This is a genomic window from Sulfurimonas iocasae (assembly GCF_047716755.1).
GTDB lineage: Bacteria > Campylobacterota > Campylobacteria > Campylobacterales > Sulfurimonadaceae > Sulfurimonas.
In genome coordinates this window covers 2,354,048-2,380,847 of record NZ_CP180409.1, presented here as the reverse complement: position 1 = coordinate 2,380,847, position 26,800 = coordinate 2,354,048, and the positions used below count along the sequence as shown (strand labels likewise).

Annotated in this window: 26 protein-coding genes; 21 read left to right on the top strand and 5 right to left on the bottom strand. The window is 33.4% G+C overall.

Translation table 11 applies throughout. The features are described 5' to 3' along the window. Position 1 precedes the first annotated feature (1 nt). From ACLHDE_RS12070 to ACLHDE_RS11995, 16 genes are all read left to right on the top strand, one after another. Entirely contained in the window at positions 2–982 is a 981-nt protein-coding gene (locus ACLHDE_RS12070) for a transaldolase (protein WP_415396664.1), read from the top strand. Next, on the top strand, positions 979–2,166 hold the full coding sequence (locus ACLHDE_RS12065) for a type IV pilus twitching motility protein PilT (RefSeq protein WP_415396663.1): 1,188 nt from the start codon (positions 979–981) through the stop codon (positions 2,164–2,166). Before ACLHDE_RS12070 ends, ACLHDE_RS12065 begins: the two co-directional genes overlap by 4 nt. Positions 2,167–2,219: 53 nt before the next feature. Continuing rightward, positions 2,220–2,756 (top strand): 50S ribosomal protein L25/general stress protein Ctc, encoded by a 537-nt coding sequence (locus tag ACLHDE_RS12060; protein ID WP_415396662.1) that lies wholly within the window; start codon positions 2,220–2,222, stop codon positions 2,754–2,756. Then, positions 2,756–3,316 carry an aminoacyl-tRNA hydrolase gene (gene pth, locus ACLHDE_RS12055; protein ID WP_415398545.1) on the top strand — a complete coding sequence of 187 codons (561 nt, stop codon included), beginning with the start codon at positions 2,756–2,758 and terminating at the stop codon, positions 3,314–3,316. The genes ACLHDE_RS12060 and pth overlap by 1 nt, the downstream gene beginning before the upstream one ends. Before the next feature lie 95 nt (positions 3,317–3,411). Continuing rightward, positions 3,412–4,482, top strand: coding sequence for an LptF/LptG family permease (locus ACLHDE_RS12050; RefSeq protein ID WP_415396661.1), 1,071 nt, complete (start codon positions 3,412–3,414; stop codon positions 4,480–4,482). 237 nt (positions 4,483–4,719) lie between these two features. After that, positions 4,720–5,922: a diaminopimelate decarboxylase gene (gene lysA / locus ACLHDE_RS12045; protein WP_415396660.1), complete on the top strand. Its 1,203-nt coding sequence runs from the start codon at positions 4,720–4,722 to the stop codon at positions 5,920–5,922. Positions 5,923–5,970: 48 nt separating this feature from the next. Beyond that, the gene (locus tag ACLHDE_RS12040) at positions 5,971–6,747 is read left to right on the top strand and encodes an HAD-IIA family hydrolase (RefSeq protein WP_415396659.1); all 777 of its coding nucleotides are present in this window, start codon (positions 5,971–5,973) and stop codon (positions 6,745–6,747) included. After that, a complete protein-coding gene (gene pheA / locus ACLHDE_RS12035; RefSeq protein WP_415396658.1) occupies positions 6,744–7,832 on the top strand; it encodes a prephenate dehydratase in 1,089 nt (362 codons plus the stop codon). Before ACLHDE_RS12040 ends, pheA begins: the two co-directional genes overlap by 4 nt. Beyond that, positions 7,822–8,916: a histidinol-phosphate transaminase gene (gene hisC, locus ACLHDE_RS12030; RefSeq protein ID WP_415396657.1), complete on the top strand. Its 1,095-nt coding sequence runs from the start codon at positions 7,822–7,824 to the stop codon at positions 8,914–8,916. Before pheA ends, hisC begins: the two co-directional genes overlap by 11 nt. An 18-nt stretch (positions 8,917–8,934) precedes the next feature. Next, positions 8,935–10,647: a flagellar basal-body MS-ring/collar protein FliF gene (gene fliF / locus ACLHDE_RS12025; protein WP_415396656.1), complete on the top strand. Its 1,713-nt coding sequence runs from the start codon at positions 8,935–8,937 to the stop codon at positions 10,645–10,647. Further along, positions 10,647–11,672: a flagellar motor switch protein FliG gene (gene fliG / locus ACLHDE_RS12020; protein ID WP_415396655.1), complete on the top strand. Its 1,026-nt coding sequence runs from the start codon at positions 10,647–10,649 to the stop codon at positions 11,670–11,672. The genes fliF and fliG overlap by 1 nt, the downstream gene beginning before the upstream one ends. Positions 11,673–11,679: 7 nt before the next feature. Continuing rightward, positions 11,680–12,465, top strand: a complete 786-nt coding sequence (gene fliH, locus ACLHDE_RS12015) for a flagellar assembly protein FliH (RefSeq protein WP_415396654.1) — start codon at positions 11,680–11,682, stop codon at positions 12,463–12,465. A 6-nt stretch (positions 12,466–12,471) separates the two neighbouring features. Further along, entirely contained in the window at positions 12,472–14,295 is a 1,824-nt protein-coding gene (dxs, locus tag ACLHDE_RS12010) for a 1-deoxy-D-xylulose-5-phosphate synthase (RefSeq protein WP_415396653.1), read from the top strand. A gap of 102 nt (positions 14,296–14,397) precedes the next feature. After that, positions 14,398–14,610, top strand: a complete 213-nt coding sequence (locus ACLHDE_RS12005) for a hypothetical protein (RefSeq protein ID WP_415396652.1) — start codon at positions 14,398–14,400, stop codon at positions 14,608–14,610. An 85-nt stretch (positions 14,611–14,695) separates the two neighbouring features. After that, entirely contained in the window at positions 14,696–16,069 is a 1,374-nt protein-coding gene (locus ACLHDE_RS12000; RefSeq protein ID WP_415396651.1) for a S41 family peptidase, read from the top strand. A 133-nt stretch (positions 16,070–16,202) separates the two neighbouring features. Then, entirely contained in the window at positions 16,203–17,858 is a 1,656-nt protein-coding gene (locus tag ACLHDE_RS11995; protein WP_415396650.1) for a hypothetical protein, read from the top strand. A gap of 1 nt (position 17,859) precedes the next feature. On the opposite strand, the gene trpA is transcribed toward ACLHDE_RS11995, so the two are convergent. Further along, complete coding sequence (trpA, locus tag ACLHDE_RS11990) at positions 17,860–18,597, bottom strand: tryptophan synthase subunit alpha (protein ID WP_415396649.1); 738 nt, start codon at positions 18,595–18,597, stop codon at positions 17,860–17,862. A 17-nt stretch (positions 18,598–18,614) separates the two neighbouring features. After that, a complete protein-coding gene (locus ACLHDE_RS11985) occupies positions 18,615–19,016 on the bottom strand; it encodes an Hpt domain-containing protein (RefSeq protein WP_415396648.1) in 402 nt (133 codons plus the stop codon). A gap of 54 nt (positions 19,017–19,070) precedes the next feature. Between ACLHDE_RS11985 and panB the strand changes: the two genes are divergently transcribed. The 3 genes from panB to ACLHDE_RS11970 all read left to right on the top strand — a co-directional run bounded on the left by panB (position 19,071) and on the right by ACLHDE_RS11970 (position 22,050). Further along, positions 19,071–19,862, top strand: coding sequence for a 3-methyl-2-oxobutanoate hydroxymethyltransferase (gene panB / locus ACLHDE_RS11980; protein ID WP_415396647.1), 792 nt, complete (start codon positions 19,071–19,073; stop codon positions 19,860–19,862). A gap of 12 nt (positions 19,863–19,874) precedes the next feature. After that, positions 19,875–20,888: a Holliday junction branch migration DNA helicase RuvB gene (gene ruvB, locus ACLHDE_RS11975; protein WP_415396646.1), complete on the top strand. Its 1,014-nt coding sequence runs from the start codon at positions 19,875–19,877 to the stop codon at positions 20,886–20,888. Positions 20,889–21,006: 118 nt separating this feature from the next. Beyond that, complete coding sequence (locus ACLHDE_RS11970) at positions 21,007–22,050, top strand: AI-2E family transporter (protein ID WP_415396645.1); 1,044 nt, start codon at positions 21,007–21,009, stop codon at positions 22,048–22,050. A gap of 151 nt (positions 22,051–22,201) precedes the next feature. Here the strand turns inward: ACLHDE_RS11970 and ACLHDE_RS11965 are convergent, their stop codons facing one another. The 3 genes from ACLHDE_RS11965 to ACLHDE_RS11955 are packed head-to-tail and all read right to left on the bottom strand — an operon-like array spanning position 22,202 to position 25,934. After that, on the bottom strand, positions 22,202–23,089 hold the full coding sequence (locus ACLHDE_RS11965; RefSeq protein ID WP_415396644.1) for a lipid A biosynthesis lauroyl acyltransferase: 888 nt from the start codon (positions 23,087–23,089) through the stop codon (positions 22,202–22,204). Further along, on the bottom strand, positions 23,086–24,081 hold the full coding sequence (gene waaC / locus ACLHDE_RS11960) for a lipopolysaccharide heptosyltransferase I (RefSeq protein ID WP_415396643.1): 996 nt from the start codon (positions 24,079–24,081) through the stop codon (positions 23,086–23,088). Before waaC ends, ACLHDE_RS11965 begins: the two co-directional genes overlap by 4 nt. A 14-nt stretch (positions 24,082–24,095) precedes the next feature. Continuing rightward, positions 24,096–25,934, bottom strand: a complete 1,839-nt coding sequence (locus ACLHDE_RS11955) for a PilZ domain-containing protein (RefSeq protein ID WP_415396642.1) — start codon at positions 25,932–25,934, stop codon at positions 24,096–24,098. A 190-nt stretch (positions 25,935–26,124) separates the two neighbouring features. On the opposite strand from ACLHDE_RS11955, the gene ACLHDE_RS11950 reads away from it, so the two are divergent. Further along, on the top strand, positions 26,125–26,250 hold the full coding sequence (locus ACLHDE_RS11950) for a hypothetical protein (protein WP_415396641.1): 126 nt from the start codon (positions 26,125–26,127) through the stop codon (positions 26,248–26,250). Between the two features lie 41 nt (positions 26,251–26,291). Beyond that, the gene (locus ACLHDE_RS11945; RefSeq protein ID WP_415396640.1) at positions 26,292–26,771 is read left to right on the top strand and encodes a hypothetical protein; all 480 of its coding nucleotides are present in this window, start codon (positions 26,292–26,294) and stop codon (positions 26,769–26,771) included. Positions 26,772–26,800 lie beyond the last annotated feature (29 nt).

Sequence of the window (26,800 nt, the reverse complement as noted above, 5' to 3'; positions counted from 1 at the left end):
TATGTATATAGAAGATTTGAAGTTTTCATTGTGGGCAGATTTTATTGAGAGAGATTATTTAGATAAAGAGTTTAAAGAGTTGATTGCTGATGGAATTATTAATGGTGCTACTTCAAATCCAGCTATTTTTAAAAATGCAATTTTAAATTCACCAGCATATAAAGACCAACTTGCATCTCTTAATGGTTTAAGTGCCAAAGAAAAATATGAAGCAGTTGCTATATTTGACATTAAAAAAGCGGCTGATATATTAAAACCTCTTTATGACGCGGGTGATGATGGATATGTAAGCATCGAAGTTGATCCTTTTCTTTGTGATGATGCGGACGCAACTATCAAAGAGGGTAAAAGACTTTTTGCAGAGATAGGACGAGACAACGTAATGATAAAAGTTCCTGCAACAGATGCAGGCTACATTGCGATGGAAGAGTTAAGTGCATCTGGTATTCCTGTAAATGCAACACTTATCTTTAAAAAAGATCAGGCCATATCTTGTGCTAAAGCATTTGAACGTGGGTGTAAGAAAAATACAAAAAATGTTGATACTGTAATAAGTATTTTCGTAAGTAGAGTTGATCGTGCTTTAGATGCAATACTTAGTGAAAATGGTGTTGAGGTAGCACTTAGCGGTATTTATAACACAGCAGATATCTATGCAACAATAGAGAGTATGAATGTTAGTGGATGTAGAGCACTCTTTGCAAGTACTGGTGTAAAAGATGATTCACTTCCTCCGTATTACTATGTTGATAAGCTTTTAGCATACAATAGTGTAAACACAGCTCCTGTTGATACAATAAAAGCTTTTCATAAAGATGCAAATAAGAAAAAAGTTTTACCAATTTCTGAGGAAGTTATTAAAGCACATTTTGATAAAGTAAAAGAAGTCGGTGTTGATTTTGAATATGTTTTAGATAAGCAGATTGCTGATGGTTTAAAGTCATTTAAAGACGCATTTAACGATATATTGGACTCCTTATGAGCAATGAAGTAGATGTCAGCAAGTTAACTTTTGTACAATTAAATAAGATAAGAGCATATCTTAAAAAGATGATTGAACTAGGGGGCAGTGACCTTCATGTTAAAGCAAACTCAGTTATTAGAGCTAGAATTAATGGAAATATTGTTCAGTTTGCGGGTGATGTTTTTGCTAAAGAAGATGCCCTTACTTTTGCAAAAGAGTTACTAAAAGAAAGGTTTGGAGAGTTCCTTGAAAATAAAGAGATAGATTTAGTTTATCCTTTTGATGAAAAAAATCGTTTTCGTGTAAATGTTTTCTTTCAAATGGATGGTATATCCGCAGTATTTCGTGTTGTTCCTGTTCAAATTCCATCAATAGAAGAACTTCATTTTCCTGATATTCTTAAACGATTTACTCAAAAAGAGAGAGGACTTATATTAGTAACTGGTGTAACAGGTAGTGGTAAGTCAACAACTCTTGCAGCTCTTATTAATGAGATAAACATTACAAAGAAAAAGCATATAATTACTATTGAAGATCCTATTGAATTTGTTCATAAAGATAAAGGATGTATTATCAACCAGCGCTCAGTTGGTCAAGATACTCTCTCCTTTGGTGCAGCTCTTCGTGCATCTCTTCGTGAAGATCCAGATATAATTTTAGTTGGTGAAATGAGGGATAGAGAGACAATTAATCTTGCTCTTCATGCTGCGGATACGGGGCACTTAGTTTTCTCTACTCTTCACACAATAGATGCAAAAGAGACCATTAATCGTATCATTGCAACTTTCCCTACCGAGGAGCAGAATCGTGTAAGAATGTCTTTAGCCGGCGTTATTCAAGGTATAGTCTCACAAAGGCTTATTCCTACCGTAAATGGTGGAAGACGTGCTGCTATGGAAGTTCTTGTACATACCCCAACTATTGAAAAATTAATTTTGGAAAATCGTGATTATGAGATTAGAGATGCTATTGAGAAGGGTAGAGATCATTATAAATCCCAAAGCTTTGATCAACATATTTTAGAACTCTATAATGAGGGAATCATCACAAAAGAAAAAGCGAAAGACTATGCTACTAGTCCATCTGATTTAGAGTTAAGAATGAGTGGATTAAGTTCATCAAAAACTACTAAAAACTCAACAGGAAGTGAAGAAAAAGAGATTAAAATCGATAAAACTGATGATATCTTTGACTTAAAGTAGATTTTAAATCTTTGTTGTGTATAATTCCAAACAATTTTTATTAAGGATTTAATATGTTAGAAGGCATAATTAGAGAGAGTATTGGCAAAAAGGGCACTAAAGCACTACGTCGTGATGGATATCTAATTGCAAACATTTACGGAAAAGGGCTTGAAAATATCAACGCTGCATTCAAAATGAATGAATATATCCGTACTGTTCGCAACAAAGAGACTTTAGCGTTCCCAGTTTCAGTGAATGGTAAAGAGATGAATGTTGTAGTTCAATCATATGAGGCTCACGCAGTAACTGGTAATCTTTTACACGTTGATTTAATGGCAGCACAACCAGGTGTTGAAACTACTTACAACGTACCTGTTGTACCAGTTGGTGAAGCACTAGGTCTTAAAAACAAAGGTCTTATACACAAAGCTAAACCTCGTTTAACTGTAAAAGGTGCTATTGAAAATGTACCAAATACTTTTGAAATAGATGTAACTGAAATGGATGTTGGTGATTCTAAACTGGTTCGTGATTTAGTTGCTATTCCTAATGTTACTATGCTAGATTCAGACCGTGTAGCTGTAATAAGTATTATTAAAGCTAAATAATCATGTTAATAGTCGGACTAGGTAATCCTGGCCCGGCATATGCAGGCAATCGCCATAACATAGGTTATATGGTTATAGATGAGCTAATTCGCAGAAACAATGCTCAAAAACTCTCCTCCTCATCATTTAACGCTGAACTCTTCAAATTTTCAAATCATTTTTTATTAAAACCACTTACCTTTATGAACTTGTCCGGTAATTCTATACAAGCCGTTAAAAAGTTTTACAAAATAGAGAAGATAGTTGTAATACATGATGATTTAGACCTTCCTTTTGGAGCACTTCGTTTTAAATATGGAGGTGGACATGGTGGACATAATGGGCTTAAATCTACTGATGAAATGATTTCACGTGAATATACAAGGGTTAGACTGGGAATTGGAAAACCAGAATATAAAGGAGAAGTCGCTTCTTATGTTTTAAGTGATTTCTCCCCAGCTGAGCTAGAACATATTTCTAGTTGGATATCACATACCTGTGAAGCTGTAGAGAGTCTATTAGAAAATACATTAGAAGATGTAAGTTCTAAATATACAATTAAAAAATTTCAGCTAAAATAGCATTTACGATTTTAAAGTAGTTTTCTCGCCGATAGGCGTGGACAAAGTGATTGAATATAAGCTGGACTTGTTCAGATTTTATGAGAGGGAATAATTTGCTAGCATTTAGATATATATCTTTTCATTATTTAAAATATTTCTCAGTAATATTAATTGCTTTGGTGATGTTTCTTGTTGGATTTGACTATATAGAAAATGCTGATTCACTATCTTCATCTGTTAACTTGGTTCTGATTTATCTTGTATATAAAGCATTTTTTGCCATAGATATGCTTCTCCCTTTGTCTCTTGTATTTGCAATGATATCGACAAAAATATTTCTAATTCGTTCAAATGCTTTAGTCTCTTTATATTCACTTGGTTATTCAAAAGTAGATGTACTAAAGCCCTTTGTAGTTGTTTCAACTACAATTGTTGTAATTTTCATATCTCTTCATTCACTTCCAAGTTTCTCCCGTGCCGATGAGTTTTCAAACAATATTCGTAAAAATTCGGCTTATCTAAGTCCTACTAAAGATCTCTTTTTTATACATAAAGATAAATATGTTTACTTCTCTCAGATGCTTCCTCTTCAGGAGAAAGCAGAAGGTATTAGAGTTTTTAGTATTAAAGAAAACTCACTTAAAGAAGTAATAGTAGCAAAAGAAGCTATATATAGAAATGATTCTTGGCATATAGCCCAAGCTGACATAATTACAAAACCTGATAATATGAGTTTTGAGTCCTTGGGTATAAAAGTTAATCATGAAAAAGGTCTAAATATCCTGAACGGTTTTCGTCCAAAAATACTTGATCAGGTATATGAAGGTAAGGTTAATTTTACTATTAAAGATGCTATAGATGCTCTTTTTTTACTTAAAGATCAAAATATAAATACTAGCAGTATAAAAGGTGCACTTTACAAGATATTCATCTACCCATTTTTTGTCCCGTGTTTAGTTGTAATTATCTTCTTTTTTGTTCCTATTAGTTCAAGGTTTTTAAATATCTCTCTCTTTAGTTTTGGAGCAATTCTTGCGACTCTTTTAGTCTGGGGAATCTTATTTATGCTTATAGAACTCTCAAATAATAAGACAATTTCAAGTGAAGCCGGGGTAGTTGCTCCGGTAGTTATTCTCTTTTTTATAGCTTTTAGACAATGGCGAAAATATCGTTTAAGCGCTTAATCAAATAAGTTACCCCAGATACTCTAAAGCTTCGCCTACGGCGAGAGAAAGAGTTTACATTTTTTATAACAAAAATATAAGTCATTATTTTAAATCTCATAAAATCTGAACAAAGTCCAGATTCTACTCAGTCACTAAAGCTTCGCCTACGGCGAGAGAAAGAGTTTACATTTTTTATAACAAAAATATAAGCACTTTTTGGGTAAAATCATTTAAAAAAAATTTGGAAATTTTACAATGAACTTTAAAGAACTGGCATCTGAGTATAAAACACCTCTATACGTTTATGACTTAGACTATATGGGTGAACAATATCAAGAGTTAAAAGAGGCTTTTAAAGGTAGAAAGTCTATCTTAGCTTATGCTGTAAAAGCAAACTCAAATCTTAGTGTAGTTAAGCATTTTGCAGGTTTAGGAAGCGGAGCAGACTGTGTATCTATTGGTGAAGTACGCCGTGCATTTTTAGCAGGAATTCCGGCATACAAAATCATTTTCTCAGGTGTTGGCAAAAGTGATGATGAAATACGTGAAGCAATACAAAAAGATATTCTCTACATCAATGTTGAGAGTGAAGCTGAACTTTTTCGTGTTGAGTCAATTGCAAAAGAGTTAAATAAAACTTCTCGAATTAGCATCCGTGTAAATCCAAACATAGACCCAAAAACTCACCCATACATCTCTACAGGGCTACATGACAATAAGTTTGGTGTTGATATTGACACGGCTAAAAGGATGTATATATTTGCAAAAAACTCCCAAGCTCTTGAGGCTGTTGGTGTTCACTTTCATATTGGCTCTCAACTTACGCATTTAGAACCAATTTATGAATCAGCTGTTATTGTAGCTGACATGGTACGTTCATTAGAAGCTATTGATATTGAGCTGAAGTTTTTTGACATCGGTGGTGGACTTGGAATCACATACGATGCAGAAATTACAATCAAACCCTATGATTATGCACAAGCAATTCTCGGGACTCTAAAGGGACTTGACTTGACAGTTATTTGTGAGCCTGGAAGATTTTTAACTGCAAATGCTGGATACTTTTTAACTAAAGTACTTTATGAGAAACAAAATGGGGATAAGAAGTTTGTAGTTGTAGATGGCGCTATGAACGATCTTTTACGTCCAAGTCTTTATGGTGCTTATCATAAAATAGAGGCTATTACAGACTCTACATCTGATGTAAGAAATGTTGATATTGTGGGTCCAGTTTGTGAGAGTGGAGACTTCTTTGCAAAAAACTATCCACTACCTGAATTAAGTCACAACGACCTACTTGTTATCCACAGTGCGGGAGCTTATGGTTTTGGTATGGGAAGTAACTACAATACTCGTGGTAGAAGTGCTGAAGTTGCTCTTGAAAACGGTCAAGCTAGACTTATTAGAAAAAGAGAAAACTTTGAAGATTTAATTGCTTTAGAAAAAGAGTTTATTTAATCCACATAAACACAGAAAATGAGATAGAGAATATTAAAGGAGACTAGTTTGTATTTTATAGACGTTCAAGGTACTCTAATTAGTGACAATGATAAATCTCCAATTCGTGGAAGTTTAGAATTTATCAAAATGTGTAATGATGAAAATATTCCATATATGATTATTACAAATAACACTAAAAAAGCATCAAAAGATTTTTATAATTTTTTAAAATCTTTAGGTTTTAAATTTGATTTTTCGAAGTACCTTGACCCTTTGATGCTTTTGGAGTCCCGTGTCTCTAAAGAGTCAGTGGCAGCTTATGGAGCAGATGAGTTTTTAAAGACTTTAGTGAGTATGGGCTATATGCTTGATTATAAAAATCCTAAGACAGTTTTAGTTGCTATCAAAGAAGATTTTACCTCCGATGAATTTGCTCAAATGATAGACTTTTTACTCTCAGGTGCAAAGCTCGTAGGGATGCACGAGACATCTATCTATGCTAAAAACTCTAAGCGCTACCCTGGAGTTGGAGCTATTTTAAAGATGCTAGAGTTTGCTACTTCTGTAACTTATGAAGTTGTTGGAAAACCAAGTAAGGCTTTTTATAATGAATCTTTAGCTAAGTTAAAAGAGCAAGACAGCAGCGCTGAGTTTAGTAAAGTAACTATGATCAGTGATGATGTTAAAGGCGATTTAGGTGGAGCAAAAGAGATGGGAATGAAGACAGTTTTTGTAACTAGTGGAAAATACAAAACAGAAGATGAAATAGTTCCATTTCTAAAACCTGAGCTTAGACCTGACAAGGTTTTTGGTGATATGCAAAATATTTTGGAGATGATATGAAAACTTTAGATGATTGTAGACAAGCGATAGATGCTATTGATAATGAGATGCTAAAACTTCTCAATGAAAGAATGAAAGTTGTTGAGAGAGTTGGTGAAATAAAGAAGGAATCTGGTGGTGCTATATATAGACCAGAGAGAGAAAAAGCCATTATCGAGAGACTTGAATTACAAAGTAAAGCTAGCGGTGGGGCTCTCAATAAGAGTGCTATTGAAGCAATATTTTTAGAAATATTTGCAGTCTCAAGAAACTTAGAACGCCCGGAAAAAATAGCTTACTTAGGACCTGAAGGTACATTTACTCATCAAGCTGCAGAGAGTCGTTTTGGTGCTATGAGTGATTATATTTCTGTGAGTTCTATTCAGTCTGTGTTTAAAACCTTAGAGTCAAAAAGAGCAAAGTTTGGTGTTGTTCCCATTGAAAACTCTAAAGATGGTATTGTCGGTGAGACACTTGATTTACTTGCTAAGAGTTCTGTGAAAATTGTAGCAGAGCTATATATGCCGATTCATATGTCATTTGTTACAAAAGCAACAAAGCTAGAAAATATAAAAAAAATATATTCAAAAGACAAGGGATTTGGACAGTGTAGAGAGTTTTTATCGGAATATGGTCTTATAAATATAGAACATATACCGGTAGAATCAACAGCAAAAGCAGCAATACTAGCATCCCAAGATCCAAATACTGCTGCAATTTGTAGTCATATAGCAGCCAAACTTTATAATGTTCCAACAATGTTTGAAAATATAGAAGATGAGCATGACAGCTCTACAAGATTTGTCATACTTAGTGACTTTAAAAATGCTAAGAGTGATGATGATAAGACCTCCATATTGGTACGCTTAAAAGATGCTATAGAAGCTGGCTCTTTGGTTCATTTCTTACAAGATTTTGATGAAGAGAAGATAAATCTTTCAAAAATAGAGTCTCGTCCATCAAAAGAAAAATCTGGGTTTGGTTATTGGTTCTATATAGATTTTTATGGGCATATTGATGATGAAAATATACAAAAAGTACTATCTAAACACGAGAGTGAAGTAACGTGGCTTGGAAGTTATGTAAAGGGTGAAGATGAAATTTAATTCTAAAATGAAAGATATTAAAAACTATGAGGCCGGAAAGCCAATAGAGTTAGTTGTAAGAGAGTTTGGTATTGAACCAAAAGATATTATTAAGCTGGCTTCTAATGAAAATCCTAATGGTTGTTCATTAAAGGTTCAAGAAGCTGTAACAGCAATTATTTCTAAAATGGCTCTGTATCCGGATGATTCAATGATAGCGCTTAAGAGTGCACTTAGTAAGAGATTTAACGTAAAAAATGAGAATGTAATCATCGGTTCGGGCAGTGATCAGGTAATTGAGTTTCTAATCCATGCAAAAGCAAACGCCGATTCTAAAATACTAATGAACTCTATTACCTTTGCAATGTATGAAATCTATGCAAAGCATGTAGGAGCAGAAATCTTAAGAACCTCTTCGCAAGAGCATGATTTAGATGAGTTTTATGAGATTTACAAGCAAGAGAAGCCTTCTGTAATATTTCTTTGTACTCCAAACAATCCAACAGGAGATGCTATAGAAGCAAGTAAACTTTTTGATTTTGTTAAGAAGATAGATAGTGACACTCTTGTAGTAGTAGATGGAGCTTATATGGAGTATGCTTTAGTAAAAGACAGTTCCAAAGAGGTTAAGCCAAAAGATTTAATTGAGCAGTTTGATAATGTGATTTATCTTGGAACTTTTTCAAAGGCTTATGGTCTTGGTGGTATGCGTGTTGGTTATGGTTTAGCAGACACTAAAATAATCAAAGAACTATATAAGTTAAGACCTCCTTTTAATATTACAACACTATCTTTAGAAGCTGCAACTGTTGCTCTAGAAGATGAAGAATTTGTAAACAAAAGTGTAATTGAGAACTTTAATGAGATGAAACGCTATGAAGAGTTTGCAAAAGAGCAAAAAATAGATATAATTAACAGCTATACAAATTTTGTTACTTTATGTCTAAGTCCGAGCCACAAATCATCTGAAATTGCAGGCCTTCTTTTAAAACGTGGGATGATAGTTAGGGATCTTAGCGGGTACGGTATGAACGCTATTAGAGTAACGGTTGGAACACAAGAGCAGAACACTCGCTTTTTTGAACTAACATCAGAAATTTTGTAATTATAAAATGGGTTGTTAATGGATTTTAAGGTACTTTTTTCTCAGTTAGTTGTTCTTTATTCTAAACTAACTTCACAACAGCGAATTATTATTGCCGCTGCCATTATAGGTATAATTTCATTTCTAATTTTCATGGTTGTTTATACGGCTAAGAAAAATACTGACAATGAGTATGAAGTTCTTTTTAACTCCCTAAGCTCTGAAGATGCCGCTAAAGTTGTTGATCAACTAGAAAAGGACGGTATCGATTATAAACTAGAAGATAATAACATCATAAAAGTACATAAAAATGTTGTTTATAAAGAGCGTATAACAATCGCTTCTATGGGTATTCCTAAAAACAGCGGCGTAGGTTTTGAGCTTTTTGACACACAAGAATTTGGAGCTACAAGCTTTGATCAAAATGTTAAGTATCTTCGTGCCCTAGAGGGTGAACTCTCAAGAACCATCAATGCTCTTGGTCCAATCGAGTCTGCAAGTGTAAGTTTAGCTCTTCCAAAAGATACTCTTTTCATTGCAAAACAAGTTGATCCAAGTGCTTCTGTAATGGTTCAATTAGTAGAAGGTCAAAGACTCTCTTCTAAGCAGATTCGCGGTATTAAAAATCTTGTTGCATCTGCCGTACCAAAGATGAAGTCAGCTAATGTAATGCTTATAAACTCTGATGGTGAAACTTTAGGTGATGAAGATGAGATGGCTCAGATGGGTGAGTTGTCGGCTGTTCAGCAAAAGTTCAAAACAAAAGAAGAAAAAAAGAGACAGAGAAAAATTATGCAAGTTATTTCTCCATTTGTTGGTGGAAATGAAAAAGTAGTTGCTCAGGTAACTATCGAGTTTGATTTTTCTATTCAAAACACTACATCTGAGACCTTTGATCCTGAGAATGTTGTAAGAAGTGAGCAAGTTAGTGAAGAAAAGAAGGAAGGCGGGGCTCCTGCTGATATAGGTGGTGTACCTGGTACTGTCAGCAATATTGGTCCAGTTCAGGGACTTAAATCTAATCAAACTTCTGAAAAGTACGAAAAAAATACAGGTACTACCAATTATGAAGTGGGTAAAACAGTATCTACTACGAAGTCTCAGTTTGCACGTATAAAAAGGATTAGTGCAGCTGTTATCGTAGATGGAAAATATAAGTATAAGTTAGATCAAGAGGGTAAATCGACTAACGATCTTGAGTATGAGCCACTTCAAGAGAGTGACTTGGAAGCTTTAGCATCATTAGTCGGACGTTCTATTGGCATCAATGAAGCTAGAGGTGATGAAATAAGCGTTAAAAACTTACAGTTTAAAAGAAGTGATTCTTATATTGAAGTTGATGGTGTATCTCAAGCTGTTACATTTTCTCAAACTTATTTAGCACCATTCTCTGGGATGTTTAAATACCTATTTGTTCTTATCTTACTTCTTATAGTTTACAAAAAAGTTATCTCTCCATTTGCTTTTAGAATGCTTGAAGTGTCAAAAGAGGATGATGAACTCAACCGTCCTAAACTTGATATAGATGATGACGAAGAAGAGGACTTATTAGAAAAAGTTCAACAAATGCGCAAGAAAGTTGAGAATCAACTTGGCGTTGGTGAAGGTTTTAATGAGGATGAACTTAAATATGAAGTACTTCTTGAAAAGGTTAGAACTATGGCAGAAGATGCACCAGAAGAGATAGCTTCTTTACTTCAGTCACTTTTAACAGAGGTAGAAGAAACTAGTTCTAAAGAGAGGACAAGATAATGAATTTAAGTCCAACACAACAAGCAGCTTTTGATGAAATGAGTATGGCGGAGAAAATCGCTATCTTGCTTATGCAACTCGGTGAAGAAGTAACCGCAGGAATATTTTCAAATATGACTGTTAGTGCAATTACGGAAGTGTCAAAATATATTGCTAGTAATAGAACAGTTGAAAAAGCTGTAGCAACAGCTATACTCGAAGAGTTTCATGCAATTATTCAATCTGGTCAGTTTCTTACTACTGGTGGAATGGAGTATGCCAGAGAGCTTCTTTATAGAACCCTTGGACCAGAAGAGGCTAAAAAGGTTTTAGACAAACTATCAAAAAGTATGCAAAATACTCAAAATTTTTCATACCTGTCAAAAATTAAGCCTCAGCAGTTATCAGACTTTATTATTAATGAGCATCCCCAAACCATTGCTCTTATTCTTGCTCACATGGATGCAACAGAAGCAGCAGATACTTTGCAATACTTCCCGGATGATTTACGCTCTGAAGTTGCTATGAGAATGGCAAAACTTGGTGATATCTCCCCTTCAGTTATTAAAAGAGTCTCTGCTGTTCTTGAGTCTAAATTAGAGTCTCTTGCTACATACAAAGTTGAAGTTGGTGGACCAAGAGCTGTTGCAGATATCTTTAACAGACTCGGTGCAAAATCTGCAAAAGCTACACTTTCTCAAGTCGAGCAGGTTGATGAAGAGCTTGCAACTCTAATTAAAGAGATGATGTTTACATTTGAAGATATTGTAACATTAGATAAAAATGCTATTACAGAGCTTTTAAAAACTGTAGATAAAAAAGAGTTAATGCTTGCTCTTAAAAGTGCACCTGAAGAGCTTAAGGAGAAATTTTTCTCTGCAATGAGTGAGAGAGCTAGAGATGCATTTGATGAAGAAATGCAGTTCCTTGGTGCTGTAAAAATGAAAGATGTAGAGAATTCTCAGAGAAAAATTGTCGAAGTTGTTAATGGACTTGCTGAAGCAGGAACAATACAAATGGGCTCAACAGATGAGATGGTAGAGTAGGTTTGTTATGGCAACAATAATTGCAAGTGATAGACAAATGCAACATACAGTAGATAAGTATACCTTCAAAGTTTTACCTATGGGTGGTACAGGACATAAAGAAGAATCAGAAAAACCTGCTACTCCTACAAAAGAGAATAATCCAGGTTTAAGAGAGAGTGATATAGACTCTAGTTCCATGAGCCAGAGCTCAAAAGATTCACTCATAGAATCCTTGATGAAAAAGACTGATGAGATGTCATCAAACTTTATAAAACTTCAGATGAAGTTAGAATCTATGAGTGAAGAACATGAGCAAGAACTTGAAAAAGTAAAGACAGAATCTTTCAACGAAGGTGTAATAGCAGGAAAAGAACAAGAACTAAAAGATGAAAAGAGTAACACAGCAAAAGGTTTAGCTCAGTTCTCTGCTTCTGTGGCAACATTAGAAAAAAGTGCGCACGATTATGAAAAAGCTTTAGAAGGTATAAAAAGCGAGTTAATTACTGCAGCTCTTGATATTTCTAAAGAGGTTATAAATATTGAGTTAAAAGAGAACTCAACAGCTATAGCTGAAGTTCTCTCAAATGAACTGATAAAAGAGTTACAGAGTGCTTCTAAGATAACACTAAAAGTAAATCCTAAAAACCACGGAGAGATATCTCAAAGTGTAGGTTTACTGAAACATGTTGATATTATATCAGATAATGCTGTAAGTGAGGGTGGAGTAATTGCCATCAGCGATGCAGGAAATATAGATGCACAGATCTCAAAAAGATTTGAGAGAGTAAAAAGAGCAGCCTTAAGTGAATAAAAAATTATGAATATTAAAGAAAAAAGTATAAAAGAACTCGAAGTTCTTTGTCAAGATATAAGAGAAGAAATCTTAAGAGTTGTCAGTAAAAATGGTGGACATTTAAGCTCAACCCTTGGTGCAACAGAGATAATAGTAGCAATGCATAAGGTATTTGACTCAAGTAAAGATCCATTTATTTTTGATGTTTCACATCAATCATATGCACACAAACTTCTTACAGATAGATGGGAAGCATTCGATACACTGCGTCAGTTTGGCGGAACATGTGGTTATACAAAGCCTAGTGAATCTAAGCATGATTACTTTGTAGCAGGACACAGTTCAACATCTATATCTTTAGGTGTTGGTGCTGCTAAAGCAATTGCTCTTAAAAAGGAACAGGATAGTAGAATACCTGTGGTCATGATAGGTGATGGCTCTATGACTGCTGGTATGGTTTATGAAGCATTAAATGAACTTGGCGATAGAAAATATCCGTTGGTTATCATACTAAATGATAATGAGATGAGTATCGCAAAACCAATAGGTGCTCTGAGTAGAATGTTAAGTTCTGCAATGGCATCTCCATTTTACCAAAAATTTAAAAAACATACTGAAAACTTTGTAGATAATTTTGGCGAGGGTGCTCATTATATTGCTAAGAGAATGGAAGAGAGTTTAAAACTTATTACTCCGGGTATGCTATTTGAAGAGATGGGCATAAACTATATCGGGCCTGTCGATGGACATAACCTTTCTCAGCTTATAGAGATTATGCAGACAGCTAAAAAGCTTAACCAACCCGTAATTATTCATGCTCAAACTCTTAAAGGTAAGGGTTATAATATTGCAGAAGGTAAAGAAGAAAAATGGCACGGCGTAGGTCCTTTTGATTTAAGTAATGGACATAGTTCAAAAAAATCTTCTGCTAACAAGAGTGCCACTCAAATATATACCGAAGCTCTTATGCATTTGGCAAAAAATGATGAAAAGATTGTTGGTGCTACTGCGGCTATGCCAAGTGGAACAGGGCTAAGTGAGCTAATGGAGGCTTTTCCTGACAGATTTTGGGATGTAGCAATTGCAGAGCAACACGCTGTAACTTCTATGGCAGCATTAGCCAAAGAGGGTTTTAAACCATTTTGTACAATTTATTCGACATTTTTACAACGTGGATATGATCAGGTAATACATGATACTTGTCTTATGGACCTTCCAGTTGTTTTTGCACTTGATCGTGCCGGAATAGTAGGAGAAGATGGAGAGACTCATCAAGGTGTTTTTGATATTAGCTTTTTAAGAGCTGTTCCAAATATGACACTTTTTGCTCCAAGAGATGAGAAGTCATTTCATCAAGCTCTTGGATTTGCAGCAGAGTACCAGCATCCATGTTCAGTGAGATACCCTAGAGGTTCTTTTACTGAGACAGATCTTCCAGAGTCAGTTTCGTTTGAGTTGGCTAAGTCACAACTACTTCGCTCAAATGAGAGTAATATCCTTTTCATAGGATATGGAAATGGTGTTGGTCGCGCTTATGAGACTGCACAGCTTTTAGATTTTGATGTAAATATATTAGACTTGAGATTTGTAAAACCATTAGATGAAGAGATGCTCCGTGATATGGCTGTTAAACATAAAAAATGGTTTGTATTTAGTGACAGCTCTAAAATGGGTGGGGTTGGTTCTGCTATCTTAGAGTTTTTAGCATCTGATAAAATCTTAGATGTGGCGCTTGAGAGTTTTGAGTATGAAGATAAGTTTATAACTCACGGAAACACAAAACTAGTAGAGGAATCTTTGGATATTTTACCTAAACAACTTGCTAAGAGAGTATCTATACTTCTTTAAACACTTCAGGGTTGCTAACTTCTGAAAATTAGACTTGATTGAAAAAATGAGTGTCGGAAATATAAATGTAAAAATTGGGATATATTTGTATATAATGCCATTATGAAAATATGGATATTAGATACAAAAGCCCCAAGCCATCGTCTGGTACGTCTTAACTGTGAAAATCATAGTGATTTTACATACCTAGGTGACCTAGATGATAATGAGTTAAGTAGATTCTTTTTAAAACTTCAAGATGATATAGATGTTGAAAAAAACATAAAACTGCTAAAATATTACGGATATCTACATCTTTTTATTATTACAAAATAATCAAGAACTTTATCATTCCTCTTGTTTTAAATTAATTAAGTAAGGTAGTGATAAAATAAATAAAATTAATGTTTTAGGGAATAAGATGAGAATTATATTTATAACTTTAATTATTATATTTTCTTCATCTTTATTCGCTCAAGACGGCGAACAAAAATACAATAAAGTCCTCTCTAGTATAGAAAAACACTACTATCAAGCATTTTCTAAAGATGAAATAATTAGCAAAGGGGTAAATAAACTCCTAGAAACAACACCTTTACTTACACTACAAGAGAAGAAAAAAATAAATATTAAGTTTAAATATTACGATAATGAATATGGAGTAGATTCTAAAAAGAGTGTAGATAAAAAGATAAAAATTATTATAGAGTTTTTATCGAAACATGTGATTTACAAAGAAGAAATATATAACATACTTATACATTCAACTATGCAATCTCTAGATGTACATTCGAGTTATCTAGATAAAAAACATATGCAAGAGTTAACAATCTATACAGAAGGTGCATTTGGAGGATTAGGGATTGGTATTAGCAAAAAGAAGAAAGCTCTAATCATTATATCACTTATTGATAATTCACCTGCATTTAAAGCCGGTATAAAAGTAGGTGATAAGATTATAAAAATTAATGAGATTAGCTGTGAACATATCCCTTTAAATAAAGCAGTAACTCTTATGCGGGGTAAAGTTAATACTTCTGTAAATCTTACAATTGATAGAAATAATAAGATAATTCCAGTTACTATTGTTAGAGATTTTATAAAGATAAAATCTGTCTATTCTAAAAAACTTCCAAATGATTTGCTTTATTTAAAAATAACAACGTTTGATAAGAATGTTCTTGAAAATATCACTAAAGCAATTGATAAAAATCTTCTCTCAAGTGGAGCTATTATTTTAGATGTTAGAAATAACCCAGGAGGATTTACTACTCAAGCAGTAGGTATAGCTGACTTGTTTATAAGCAGAGGAAATATAATAACTCAAAAGGGTCGTTCAAGTATAACTCAAAAATCATACAATGCTTCAAAAGAAAAGACTCTCACTGATGTTCCTTTAGTTGTGTTAATAAATGCTGGGAGTGCATCTGCATCTGAGATTTTAAGTGGGGCATTACAGATGCATCATCGTGCAACTCTCATTGGCGAGAGATCTTTTGGAAAAGGAAATATTCAAGAAATACTAACTTTAAATGAAGAAGAGTCCATAAAATTGACAGTTGCACAGTACTTCTTAGCAGATGGAAATAGTATCCATAACATTGGAATAAAACCAGACTATACCATCAATACAGACATTATAGATGGATATGACATAGCCTTAGAAGCAGCAGAGGATTATTTAAACAATAAAACCATTTTTAATAAAAAATATTTTACACAAGCTTATGGGTCAGCAATGGAGCATAAACGATTTAGACATCAAGATATTGATAAAAAACTAGATTTTAAGTAATCATATGTTGAAAAGTTTGTTTATATTTCTTTGTTTGTTTGTTTGGTCTTTGATTGCTACATTCTCTTCGTGTATGGTCTTTATACTCTACCTATTAGCCTTTAGTACACTCTTAACAATTGCGCTCTCGGAGATGCAAATAGTAAAAAAGCATGCTATAGCACAGACAGTTTTTCATAAAAATACACCTTTGTTTAGCATTGTAAAGAGTGTGTGGTTAACACTTTTTGTATCTCTTGTTGTAAGCTTTGGTGCTTCTGTTATAGTCTTGGTTGTTAGCATCTATCTTGATGCAATAATCTTTTTGATTTTAGGTCTTGATGTCTTACTTATATGGTTTATATATTCAAAAGTGAAAAAGAAACTTGCATCTACTGTAAAAGAAGGCTTTTTAGAGAGCATCTCAAGAAGATGGACAGTTTGGATTAACACGTTCATTTTGATTATTACTTTTGTTACATATGGATTTTTTACCGCACCTACTTACGAGATAAAAATCTTTAGTTGTGAAATACTAAATTTGATATCTTCAACACTAAGATATAAAGAGTTGTTAGAGTGGAAGTTGATGAGTGTATCTGCTGGAACTCTTACAAACAACGGTGGTATCTTAGCTTGGATGGTTTATCTTTTGGTATCTCAAGGAATATTTGCTTGGGCTTATTCAAAACTACTCCTTAGTGTATCAATATCAAAGTCTATAATATATAAAGAAGAAGCTAAAAGCAGAAATTACTTTATTTTTGGTTTTATAGCGGCAATAGTGCTTCTTTTTATAATAACTATGAGTATAAACCATCTATACGAGAGACAACATATACAAAATGCCCAAACTAAAGTAAATGAAGCCTATACAGAGGTAGATAGAATTATAGGTGCAAAATTAAACTCAAGTGAACAGCTCTTAATAGATAATCTTAACACTGTTATAGATGCTGAGGTTGATATAGTATTTACACCAGTATATATCTCAATACCTGAACTTAGTGAGTATTACTACTCTGTAAAGGGTGAATATACTCGTATAGTATTAAAAGGCTATAGTCTTTACTGTGGCTATAAAAACAACTACTTGGTTCCATATTATAACCAGTACCTTCCAGACGGATACAAGCTTAAGCAGTGTGATTCTATGATGCTTGAGAGTGAGATAGAATCAAAAATAAACTACTTCCTATTTGATAAAAATGATTTTTCACAAAGAGTAGACAGAGCCTCTTATAGTATAAATGAAAGTATAAAAACATCTATGACTGATTTTCAGAGTGAGTTAAAGGAAAGCTTGAGTTCTTTAGAATCACAACATAAAATAGAACTTGAATCATTAGAGTCAAACTTCAATAATATCTTTGAAGCTAACTCTAGAGATGTGGCAAAAAAAGGTCTAAGTGCTACTGGAACACTTCTTATTAGTGGTGCAATATCTAAAAGCATAATGTCTAAGATGCTACTAAAGTTTGGAGCAAAGGGAGTTGCAAAAGCTTCTTCATTTATTGGAGGTTCAGCTGCAGGACTGACAATATGTGCACCAAGTGGACCTTGGGCCTTGCTGTGTGGAGTTGTAACAGGGACTGCTAGTTGGATTGGTGTAGATGCAGCAATGACTGAAGTTGATCAGGCATTTAATGAGGATGATTTTCAACTAAGCGTAAAAAAGATGATAGATGCTCAAAAAAACACTCTTAAAAATCTTATGAAAGCCTCATATAAAGAGTGGATAGAACATATCTTTGTTAAATTAAAAAGAGATACAGATGCTCTAAAATCACCCTATGAACAACTCAAATGATTTAGTTAATTTCGTTTTTAATTATTTGAGCTAACTCACAACACTGTTTGATTTTCTCAGAGTAGTTAAGTGAGTCTTTTAAAAGTATATCTACAAACGCACTTCCAACAATAACTCCATGGGCCCCTTCAACTTTGGCTTTAGCAGTTTTAGCATTTACTCCAAAACCGACGTAAACTGGAGTAGATGAGTGCTTTTTAATAGAGCTTAAAAATGGTTGCAGATCTTCAGCTTGTCCTGAACCGGTAATCCCAGCATAAGCTACCATATAGATAAATTTTTGAGCTTCACTCACAACCTCTTTGATTCTTTCATCAGTGTCAGTAGGAGCTACAAAACTAATATTACTCATTGAGTTAGCTTTAAATAAATCTCTGTAAGGCAGAGCTTCTTCATGTGGTAAATCTGGTATGATAAGACCATTTACTCCTAGCTTAGATGCTAAAGGGAGTAATTTGTCCATGTTTTGTTGATAAAAGCTGTTGAAGTAACCCATCCAAAGAGTATCAACCTTGGGAGCTACTATTTCCGAGATTTCTAGTAAATGCTGAAACTTAAAACCAAATTCTAAAGCTTTGTGATTTGCTTTTTCTATCAAAGGGCCATCTGCTACAGGGTCTGAAAATGGCACACCAAGTTCAAGTGTGTCAACACCATTGTCTCCAAGTGCTAGGCTTAAGTCTACGCTAAAAGATTTTTCTGGGTAAGCAGAAGTTATATATGCTACAAGTTTTTTCAATTTTTTTTCCAGTTTAGTTATTTTTCTAGGTATGGTGTTTTTAATAGAGAATATTTTACATGACTTAATTCATTGTCAAGTTTGAAATCATCTTGCCACTGAGCATACATATCACTTATTGTAAGCAACCATGCTATAATATCATCATTAGGCAGTTCTTCTGTTTGTCTTAGCTCTTCTAAAGCATCTTCTACAAAAGCAGAAAGTTTAGACATTGGCAAGATTTTTAAGTATCCAGAGGCAGATTTTATATTGTGAAAAACACGAAAAAGTTCATCAACGCTTCTTTTGTATTTATTAGGTTTTTCAAGATCTAAAATCATTACTTCCATACTCTCAACCATCATAGAATAGTGATCCAAAAATTCATCAACGATCTCAAAGTCAAAGTTACTATTTAAGTCACTGGTTATGCCCATAAAGTAATTCTCCTATTTAGTGCAATTGTATCAGTTTTTAGTTAAAATACTTTTATGAATAAAAAAATGACAATAACTTCCATACAAAAAACAAAAGGCCTAAGACCTTTAGTAATGATTACGGCATATGATGCTTTGTTTGCAAAATTATTGGAACCTAGCTCAGATATGATTTTAGTTGGTGATAGCTTAAATATGAGTTTTGGTGGTAAAAGAGATACTCTAAGTGCTACAATGGAGCAGATGATATACCATACAAATGCTGTGTGTAATGGAGCAAAAAATAGCTTTGTAGTATGTGATATGCCTTTTGGAACTTACACTAACAAAGAGGATGCTCTTCGTAATGCTATAAGAGTTTTTCAAGAGACACCAGCTGATTGTGTAAAGATTGAGGGTGGAGAAGATAAGGCAGATATAGTAAAATACCTTACATCTAATGGCATCGCAGTATGTGGTCATATCGGACTACTCCCTCAGTCTGTAAGAAGTGAGGGTGGGTACAAGGTTAAAGGTAAGAGTGAGAAAGAGAAACTCCAACTCATTGAAGATGCTAAAGCTATCGAGAAAGCTGGAGCATTTTGTATGGTAATTGAGGGTGTTAAAGCTGATGTGGCATCTGAAGTTGCAAAAAGTGTAAATATTCCTGTTATAGGGATAGGTGCAGGAGCTGATGTTGATGGTCAGGTTTTAGTCTTTTCTGATATGTTAGGTTTTTTTGAAGAGTTTACTCCTAAGTTTGTAAAAAAATATATGGATGGCGCGACTTTAGTGAAAAAAGCGGTTCAAAATTATGCAGATGAAGTAATTGCTGGAGAATTTCCAAAAGAGGAACATACTTATTAATGGCAGAGCTAAATGGATAGACTAGTAGAGATAGAAACTTTTAGTGCTGATGAAGAGAGTATAGAGACTTCCTTACGCCCAGATGCTTGGAGTGAATATATTGGTCAAGAGCAGATAAAAAAGAACCTTAGTGTTTTTATAGAGGCGAGTAAAAAACGCGACGAAGCACTTGATCATGTTCTTTTTTATGGACCCCCAGGTCTTGGTAAAACTACTTTAGCCCTAATCATTGCAAATGAGATGAATGCAAACATAAAAGTAACAGCAGCTCCGATGATAGAAAAAAGTGGAGATTTAGCTGCTATACTTACAAATCTAGAAGAGGGTGATATTCTTTTTATTGATGAAATACACCGCTTATCCCCAGCTGTTGAAGAGATACTTTACTCTTCTATGGAAGATTTCAGAATAGATATTATTATAGGCAGTGGTCCGGCTGCACAAACTGTAAAGATTGATCTTCCCCGTTTTACTCTTATAGGTGCAACAACTAGAGCAGGTATGCTCTCAAACCCTCTTAGAGATAGGTTTGGCATGAGTTTTAGAATGCAGTTTTATTCTTCTTTGGAGTTGTCAAAAATTATTTCTCAGGCATCTATTAAACTGGATAAAGAGATAGTCAATGAAGCATCTTTTGAGATAGCAAAAAGAAGCAGGGGAACTCCTCGTATAGCACTTCGTCTTCTTCGTCGTGTTAGAGATTTCGCTGAGGTTGCTGAGGAATTTAGTATAGATCATTCTCGGACTAAGTATGCTCTAGATCAGCTTGGCATTAACTCTCATGGTTTTGATGAGATGGATATAAAACTTTTAAAGCTTTTAGCAGCAGCAAAAGGAAGAGCAATGGGTCTTAGTACAATAGCAGCAGCTCTTAGTGAAGATGAAGGAACAGTTGAAGATGTGCTTGAGCCTTACCTAATTGCAAATGGTTACCTAGAGAGAACGGCTAAAGGGCGAAAAGCTACAAAAAATACTTACGAAGTATTAAATATTTCAATTACACATGAAGATGGGAGTTTGTTTTGAAAATAGAGTCGTATCCAAATAACCTCTCGCCGAGAGGCGTAGCTTTAGTGAGAGGAATTTTTCAAGAAAACATCGTGCCCTTTGGGTATCACTTTATTGAAAAAGGAGACAGATACTAATGAAACCAAAATATTTTGTGGCCATATTGTTTGCTACATCCCTTTACTGGATGTATCTACTTTACGCTCCTTTTTTACTTAGCATTACAATAGCTGCATTATTAGCCGTTTCAACTTCTAATATTCAAGATTTTCTTTATAAACTTTTAAAATCAAGATTTGGAGCAGCCCTTGTTTCTAGTTTACTTTTGGCAGTTTTGTTTTTTGCACCGCTAGGTTACTTTCTTGCTACATTGACTATAAAACTAAACAGTATTAATCCTCAAGTTTTTGTAGGTGTAGAAGTTTATGTCAAAGAGTTTATACAAAATCCACCTGAGTACCTATTGTTCATTAAGCCATATGCTTTAGACGCATTAAAAGATTTGGACATTAACTCTCTGACTAGAAAAGCCATTTCTTTAACTGGAACAATAGGAGCTTTGAGTGCAGGCTTTTTGAAAAATGCTTTTTTGATTATTATCTTTTACTTCTTTGCCCAGTACAATGGAGTTTATATAATGGAGTTTTTAAAACGTGTTGTTCAAATGTCTGTTGATGAGACTACACTACTTGCTAAAGAGCTCTCAGCTGTTATGAGTGTGGTTTTTTACTCTATTATAGTAACTGCAATGTTTGAGGGTGTACTCTTTGGTATTGCTGTCTCTTTTATGGGTTATAACGGTCTTCTTTTTGGAATAATGTATGGTTTTGCATCTCTTGTTCCTGTAGTCGGAGGAGTTCTTATGTGGCTTCCATTTATGCTTTATGAGTTTTCAATCGGGGATTCGTCAAGTGCGATATTTATTGCTCTTTATTCGATTATTGTAATTTCAATAATCGCTGATACATTCATAAAACCTCTCATAATAAAAGAGATAAATAATAGACTCTTAAAAGAAGATGATACAAGAATAAATGAGCTTGTGATTTTCTTCGCTATTATTGCAGGGCTTGCAACATTTGGTTTTTGGGGAATGATTTTAGGACCTGCAATCACTGCGTTTTTCTTAACGATTTTGAAGCTATTTGAAGCAAGAACTAAAGAGTGTGATGCCAATTAGCTGCCCTCGGCTTGAACGCATGGAATATATTTCGTAGAAATATGTTCCCGGGAGTTCAAAGTAGAGACGAGGGTACTTACTTCGGCTTGAACGCATGGAATATATTTCGTAGAAATATGTTCACAGGAGTTCAAAGTAGAGACGAGGGTACTTAGTCCTTATAAGCCTCAGGATAGTCATCTTTAAATCTTCTATGTAACCAGAACCAAGGCTCAGGTGCTTTTAAAATCTCTCCACTTAGCCAGTCTGTTTGCATCTGAGTTGATACCTTAATATCTTCTTCTTCATTATCTGTTTTTGGTGGCACTATTTCATCATAAAACTTTATAGTATATGTTTCATCATCATTTTCATGTATAAGTGCCGGAATTAACGCAGCATTGAATTTTCTTGCAAAGTAAGCTGTTGTTTTAATTTGGCTTGTGGGTTTACCTAGAAAATCAACTGTGATAGCTTCTTTTTTATTTACATTTGTATCAATAAGTATTGCAACACTTTTCCCAGAGCGAAGAGTCTTTAAGATGCCACGAGTCGCACCATTTCGTTCAACATACTCCATGCGAGACTTAGAACGAGAGCTTAGTAAATACTCCTCAAAGTATTTGTTTTTCATTTTCTTATAGATTGTCACAAAAGGTTCACGCAAAGCACTCAGCATTGCTCCTGCAAACTCCCAAGAACCATAGTGAGCTGTAATAAAGACAATAGGTCTGTTTTGTTCGCGTACTTTTGTTAAGATTTCATCATTTTCAAAACTAACTCGTTTTGATAACTCTTCAATGGAGTAGTATCTTATCTCCATTGTATGAAGAAAGTTTAAAAGAAGTTGTTTAAATGAGTTTTTTGCAATTTTTTGAATAAACTCTTCATCAAGATTATCACCATAAACAAACTGAAGGTTTTGTCGTATGACTTTGTTGTATCTTTTAGAGATTTTATATGCAAAAAAACTCAAGCCAACAAAAAAAGCTCGTCTGACTTTTTTAGGAAGCAACATTAAAAATTTTTCTAAAAGTAAAAAGCTGTAAAAACCTATCATTTTAGTAACTCCTTTGCTTTAATAATAACTTTTTGAACTTCTATGTCTTTTATAGAAAAGTCATTTTTATTTATATGATTGATATCTACATGAGAACTTGATTTTATTCCTATATTTATAGGAGTTTCATAAATCATTCTAGTAGTTGTTGGTCCAAAAAGGGTGATAGAGGGGATGTTCTGCGCCCAAGCCATATGCGTAGGTCCTGTGTCATTTCCTATGAGTAAATCAACACTAGATATAAGAGATAATAAATCTGTTAAAGATAGTTTTGGAGCGAGTGTAGCATAAGAAGAATTTTCACAAATCCAGAGTGCTTCTTCTTTTTCGGCATCTGAGCCCCACAATATTATGCAGTTTTGCTTTAACTCATTACAAAGTTCAATAACTTTTTCTTTTGGGTATTTTTTTGATTCCCAAGATGCGCCTATGACAATAGCTATATTTTTTTTATCATTTATTTCTAGTGGATACTTAGTTGTATTGAAAATAGGCTTTTTGTTAAGTAGCATCTCATCGCTAATCTTAAAGCCTAGTCCATCGGATGCAAGAAATGCATTTCTCTTAACAATGTTTTCATCATATTTTATATGTGAAGTTGTCTTGTAAAAGAAAGAAGCGATTCCTTCTCTTGCTGAACTTTTATCAAAACCGTGAGTGTTTGAGCCGATGAGTTTTGCAACTATGGCTGACTTTAAAAGACCCTGTATATCTATGATGATATCAAACTCACCAAGTGAACGTAGTTCTAAAAAAGTTTGTTTTAAAATAGAAAAACTTTTAGATTTTTTCAACTCTTTAAGGTTTAGTGTGTGAACAGCATCTATGAGAGGGTGGTTTTTTAGTAGTGGAGCAAAAATCTCTTCAGTTATCCACTCTATCTTGGCATCTGGATATTTTTCATGGATGAATTGTAGTGTTACAGCACTGTTTACAATATCTCCAAGAGCAGAAAGTCTTACTATAGCTATACGTTTTATATCTTTTTTCATTCTCGGCATTATACCTAATTTAGCATGGTAGTTTGTTTTTTTAGCTCAACAATAATCTCTTTTTGTCTATTATAAACATATTCCATAAGTATGGCTTCATGAACTTGGTCCTCATCTAGATTTACTACTAATTTACAAAATTCTTCATCACAAATGGTAAAAATAACTTCTGCTGTGAGAGTGAGCTTTAGATAACCCTCTTCACTACTGCTTACTGGAAGAGTAAATTTTAGAGTGATTTGAGTTTCTTTTAGAGATTCTATGTTTGGATATAGTCTTGTTTTGATGGCTATTGAGTTCATTGAAATATCTAATACCTCTCCATTCAAAGTCCCTTTTTGATGAACTATAGAAATTGGAGTTCTTTGTGAACAAGTTACACGAGAGTATTTTCTACCATTAGCACTTCCATAAACAAAACGAAAGTTTTTCAAAAGAGCAATTTTCTTTTTTAAATCTATATATGGCACATCTGCTATGATATCTTTAGTAAAGTTTGAAGATTGTATTATAGTTTCCTTTTCAAAGTGCATAACACTACCTTGTAATTGTTCATATGTTACATATATTTCTTGATTTGTTTTTTTTATTATAGAAGAGGAAGTATTTATACACAAACCTTTGTAGATATTTAAAAGTTTTATAGGCGTTTTATTTGTAAATGTTCCTTGAAGAAGTATATCAATAGCTCTTTCATCATCGAGTTCATTGCTTATATCAATAATCCTATATAATTTTTGAGTCTCTATATCTTTTTTTGATATATCTTCTCTTGCTATGTCTGATATTGTTTTTAAAACACTATTTAATTCTAAGTTGTTTATATCAAATGCATATATTCCTATGATAGGCTTGATACTCTGTTTGGAGGTATATGTTGATATTTTAGTTTGTATTGTATTGGCTATTTGTTTTGTGGACTCAAAATCGAGACCTTCAAAAAGTGTTAAGTAAAGGTTGTTGTCATATTGAGCTAGTAGTGTATGGGAATCTATCTCAATTTCTATTTGTAAAAGCAAGTCACGTATAGCCATTTCAATTTCATATTCACTCCAGTATAGATGTAGATTGGACATGTTTTCTACTTGGATAGTAATAATAGAGAAGAGACTTTGTGATATGCTTGTTTCTAAGATTTTATCTTTTAGAATCTCTATAAAATAAATACGGTTTTTTATAAAGTTTAGGCATGAAGAGATTTGTTTAGCATCTTGAAAAACATTCTCTATATATATGAACGTATCACCATTATAGCTTGATGTCGTACTCATGATGTTGTATCTTTTTGTAGAGTCTGTAAAGTTGAAACTGTATTCTTCAGAAATATTTTGTTCTAAAAATTTAGCTAAATCAAGTTCTAGACATATTTTAGATTTAACCATTTCCAAGTCTGTACATTTAAACTCATCATATAACTTGTCGCTTGCAAATTTTAGTCCATCTAAATCAAAAATCATAAAGCATTCATCTTTTATTAAAGCTTTTGCTATGGAGTTTTGTATTTTAACATTTTTCTTAAGTTGAAGCTCTGTTTTAATGTTTGAGATAATTTTATCAGTATCATGCTTTGGAGTGATAATAGCTTTGACATTTAACATAGAGGCTAGTTGAAAAAGCATCAGACTATGTGAGTTATAAATAAAAAAATATATTAAACTCTCTGTTTTTGGTGCAAGTAACTTTTTTAGGTGTAATAGCAGACTTTTTTCTATTTCATCTATTTCAACGAGATAAATTTCGTCATTTTTTAGACTTTGAACATTGCTGATGTCAATAAGCTCACACGACTCAAATGCGCCAACTGTAGCTGATAGTTGCTTCGAGGTAGAAGTCTTGTTGTAGAGATGAATCAACAAATGCCTTTAAAAATTGTTATAAATAGATTATATCATATCATATATAATCAAGATGCTTCTAAAAGTAATTTTAGCTGCTTTATTGAATCAATGATTAAAGTCTTAAATTGTCTTTTATTAGTCTCTTGACATTTTTTTAACATTTTAATCTTTTATTATTATGAGAATAAAAGTAAAAGGGTATAAAATGTTTGCAGACGTATTAATCATTCCAGCAATAGTAGTAATAATTGGTGCAAGTTTTTTCTTTTTAATATCTTCTTTGATAGGTCTTATTAGTGAAGATTTTGTAAGTGAAAATAAAATTGTTTAATTTTGATATAATAATATATATGAAAGAATAAAAGGATTTTTATGGAACTTAGTTATTTGGGTATATTATTAATTATTGCAAGTCTGATTGTGGGGTATTTTATAAGTTATGTTAAGTCTAGATTTGAGGTTAGTGCTCATAAAAAAGAGTTAAAAGAGTACAAAGAGCATTTAAATAGACAGATGAAGATTACAAATGAAGGTAGTAAGAATATTGAAAAAGAGCTTGAACAAGCAAAAAAAGAGAATGAAAATTTAAGAATATCTGTTAAAACTTTAGGTCAAAAACCAGGTCGCTCAGAACTTAGGCTTCTCAATATATATGATGCTGCTCTTAGAAAAATGATGTTAAAAGCTCCTGGTTTTTCATCTGCATGGGAAGTATCACTGCAAGAAGCTGAAAAAGAATATGAAGAAAATGAAAAAGGCTTTAAATCAATTATTAAAAAAGTATTTGGACCTAGTATCTCTCAGTATACTGAAAGTGGACATGTAGATCAGCAAAAAGAGGGATTTAACTAGAATAACCTCTTTCTTATTTAGCCTTTGCT

Coding starts and splice junctions, on each gene's coding strand:
- ACLHDE_RS12070 (WP_415396664.1), top strand. CDS start 2: ATGTATATAGAAGATTTGAAGTTTTCATTGTGGGCAGATTTTATTGAG.
- ACLHDE_RS12065 (WP_415396663.1), top strand. CDS start 979: ATGAGCAATGAAGTAGATGTCAGCAAGTTAACTTTTGTACAATTAAAT.
- ACLHDE_RS12060 (WP_415396662.1), top strand. CDS start 2,220: ATGTTAGAAGGCATAATTAGAGAGAGTATTGGCAAAAAGGGCACTAAA.
- lysA (WP_415396660.1), top strand. CDS start 4,720: ATGAACTTTAAAGAACTGGCATCTGAGTATAAAACACCTCTATACGTT.
- pheA (WP_415396658.1), top strand. CDS start 6,744: ATGAAAACTTTAGATGATTGTAGACAAGCGATAGATGCTATTGATAAT.
- hisC (WP_415396657.1), top strand. CDS start 7,822: ATGAAATTTAATTCTAAAATGAAAGATATTAAAAACTATGAGGCCGGA.
- fliF (WP_415396656.1), top strand. CDS start 8,935: ATGGATTTTAAGGTACTTTTTTCTCAGTTAGTTGTTCTTTATTCTAAA.
- fliG (WP_415396655.1), top strand. CDS start 10,647: ATGAATTTAAGTCCAACACAACAAGCAGCTTTTGATGAAATGAGTATG.
- fliH (WP_415396654.1), top strand. CDS start 11,680: ATGGCAACAATAATTGCAAGTGATAGACAAATGCAACATACAGTAGAT.
- dxs (WP_415396653.1), top strand. CDS start 12,472: ATGAATATTAAAGAAAAAAGTATAAAAGAACTCGAAGTTCTTTGTCAA.
- ACLHDE_RS12005 (WP_415396652.1), top strand. CDS start 14,398: ATGAAAATATGGATATTAGATACAAAAGCCCCAAGCCATCGTCTGGTA.
- ACLHDE_RS12000 (WP_415396651.1), top strand. CDS start 14,696: ATGAGAATTATATTTATAACTTTAATTATTATATTTTCTTCATCTTTA.
- ACLHDE_RS11995 (WP_415396650.1), top strand. CDS start 16,203: ATGCAAATAGTAAAAAAGCATGCTATAGCACAGACAGTTTTTCATAAA.
- ACLHDE_RS11985 (WP_415396648.1), bottom strand. CDS start 19,016: ATGGGCATAACCAGTGACTTAAATAGTAACTTTGACTTTGAGATCGTT.
- panB (WP_415396647.1), top strand. CDS start 19,071: ATGAATAAAAAAATGACAATAACTTCCATACAAAAAACAAAAGGCCTA.
- ruvB (WP_415396646.1), top strand. CDS start 19,875: ATGGATAGACTAGTAGAGATAGAAACTTTTAGTGCTGATGAAGAGAGT.
- ACLHDE_RS11970 (WP_415396645.1), top strand. CDS start 21,007: ATGAAACCAAAATATTTTGTGGCCATATTGTTTGCTACATCCCTTTAC.
- ACLHDE_RS11965 (WP_415396644.1), bottom strand. CDS start 23,089: ATGATAGGTTTTTACAGCTTTTTACTTTTAGAAAAATTTTTAATGTTG.
- waaC (WP_415396643.1), bottom strand. CDS start 24,081: ATGAAAAAAGATATAAAACGTATAGCTATAGTAAGACTTTCTGCTCTT.
- ACLHDE_RS11950 (WP_415396641.1), top strand. CDS start 26,125: ATGTTTGCAGACGTATTAATCATTCCAGCAATAGTAGTAATAATTGGT.
- ACLHDE_RS11945 (WP_415396640.1), top strand. CDS start 26,292: ATGGAACTTAGTTATTTGGGTATATTATTAATTATTGCAAGTCTGATT.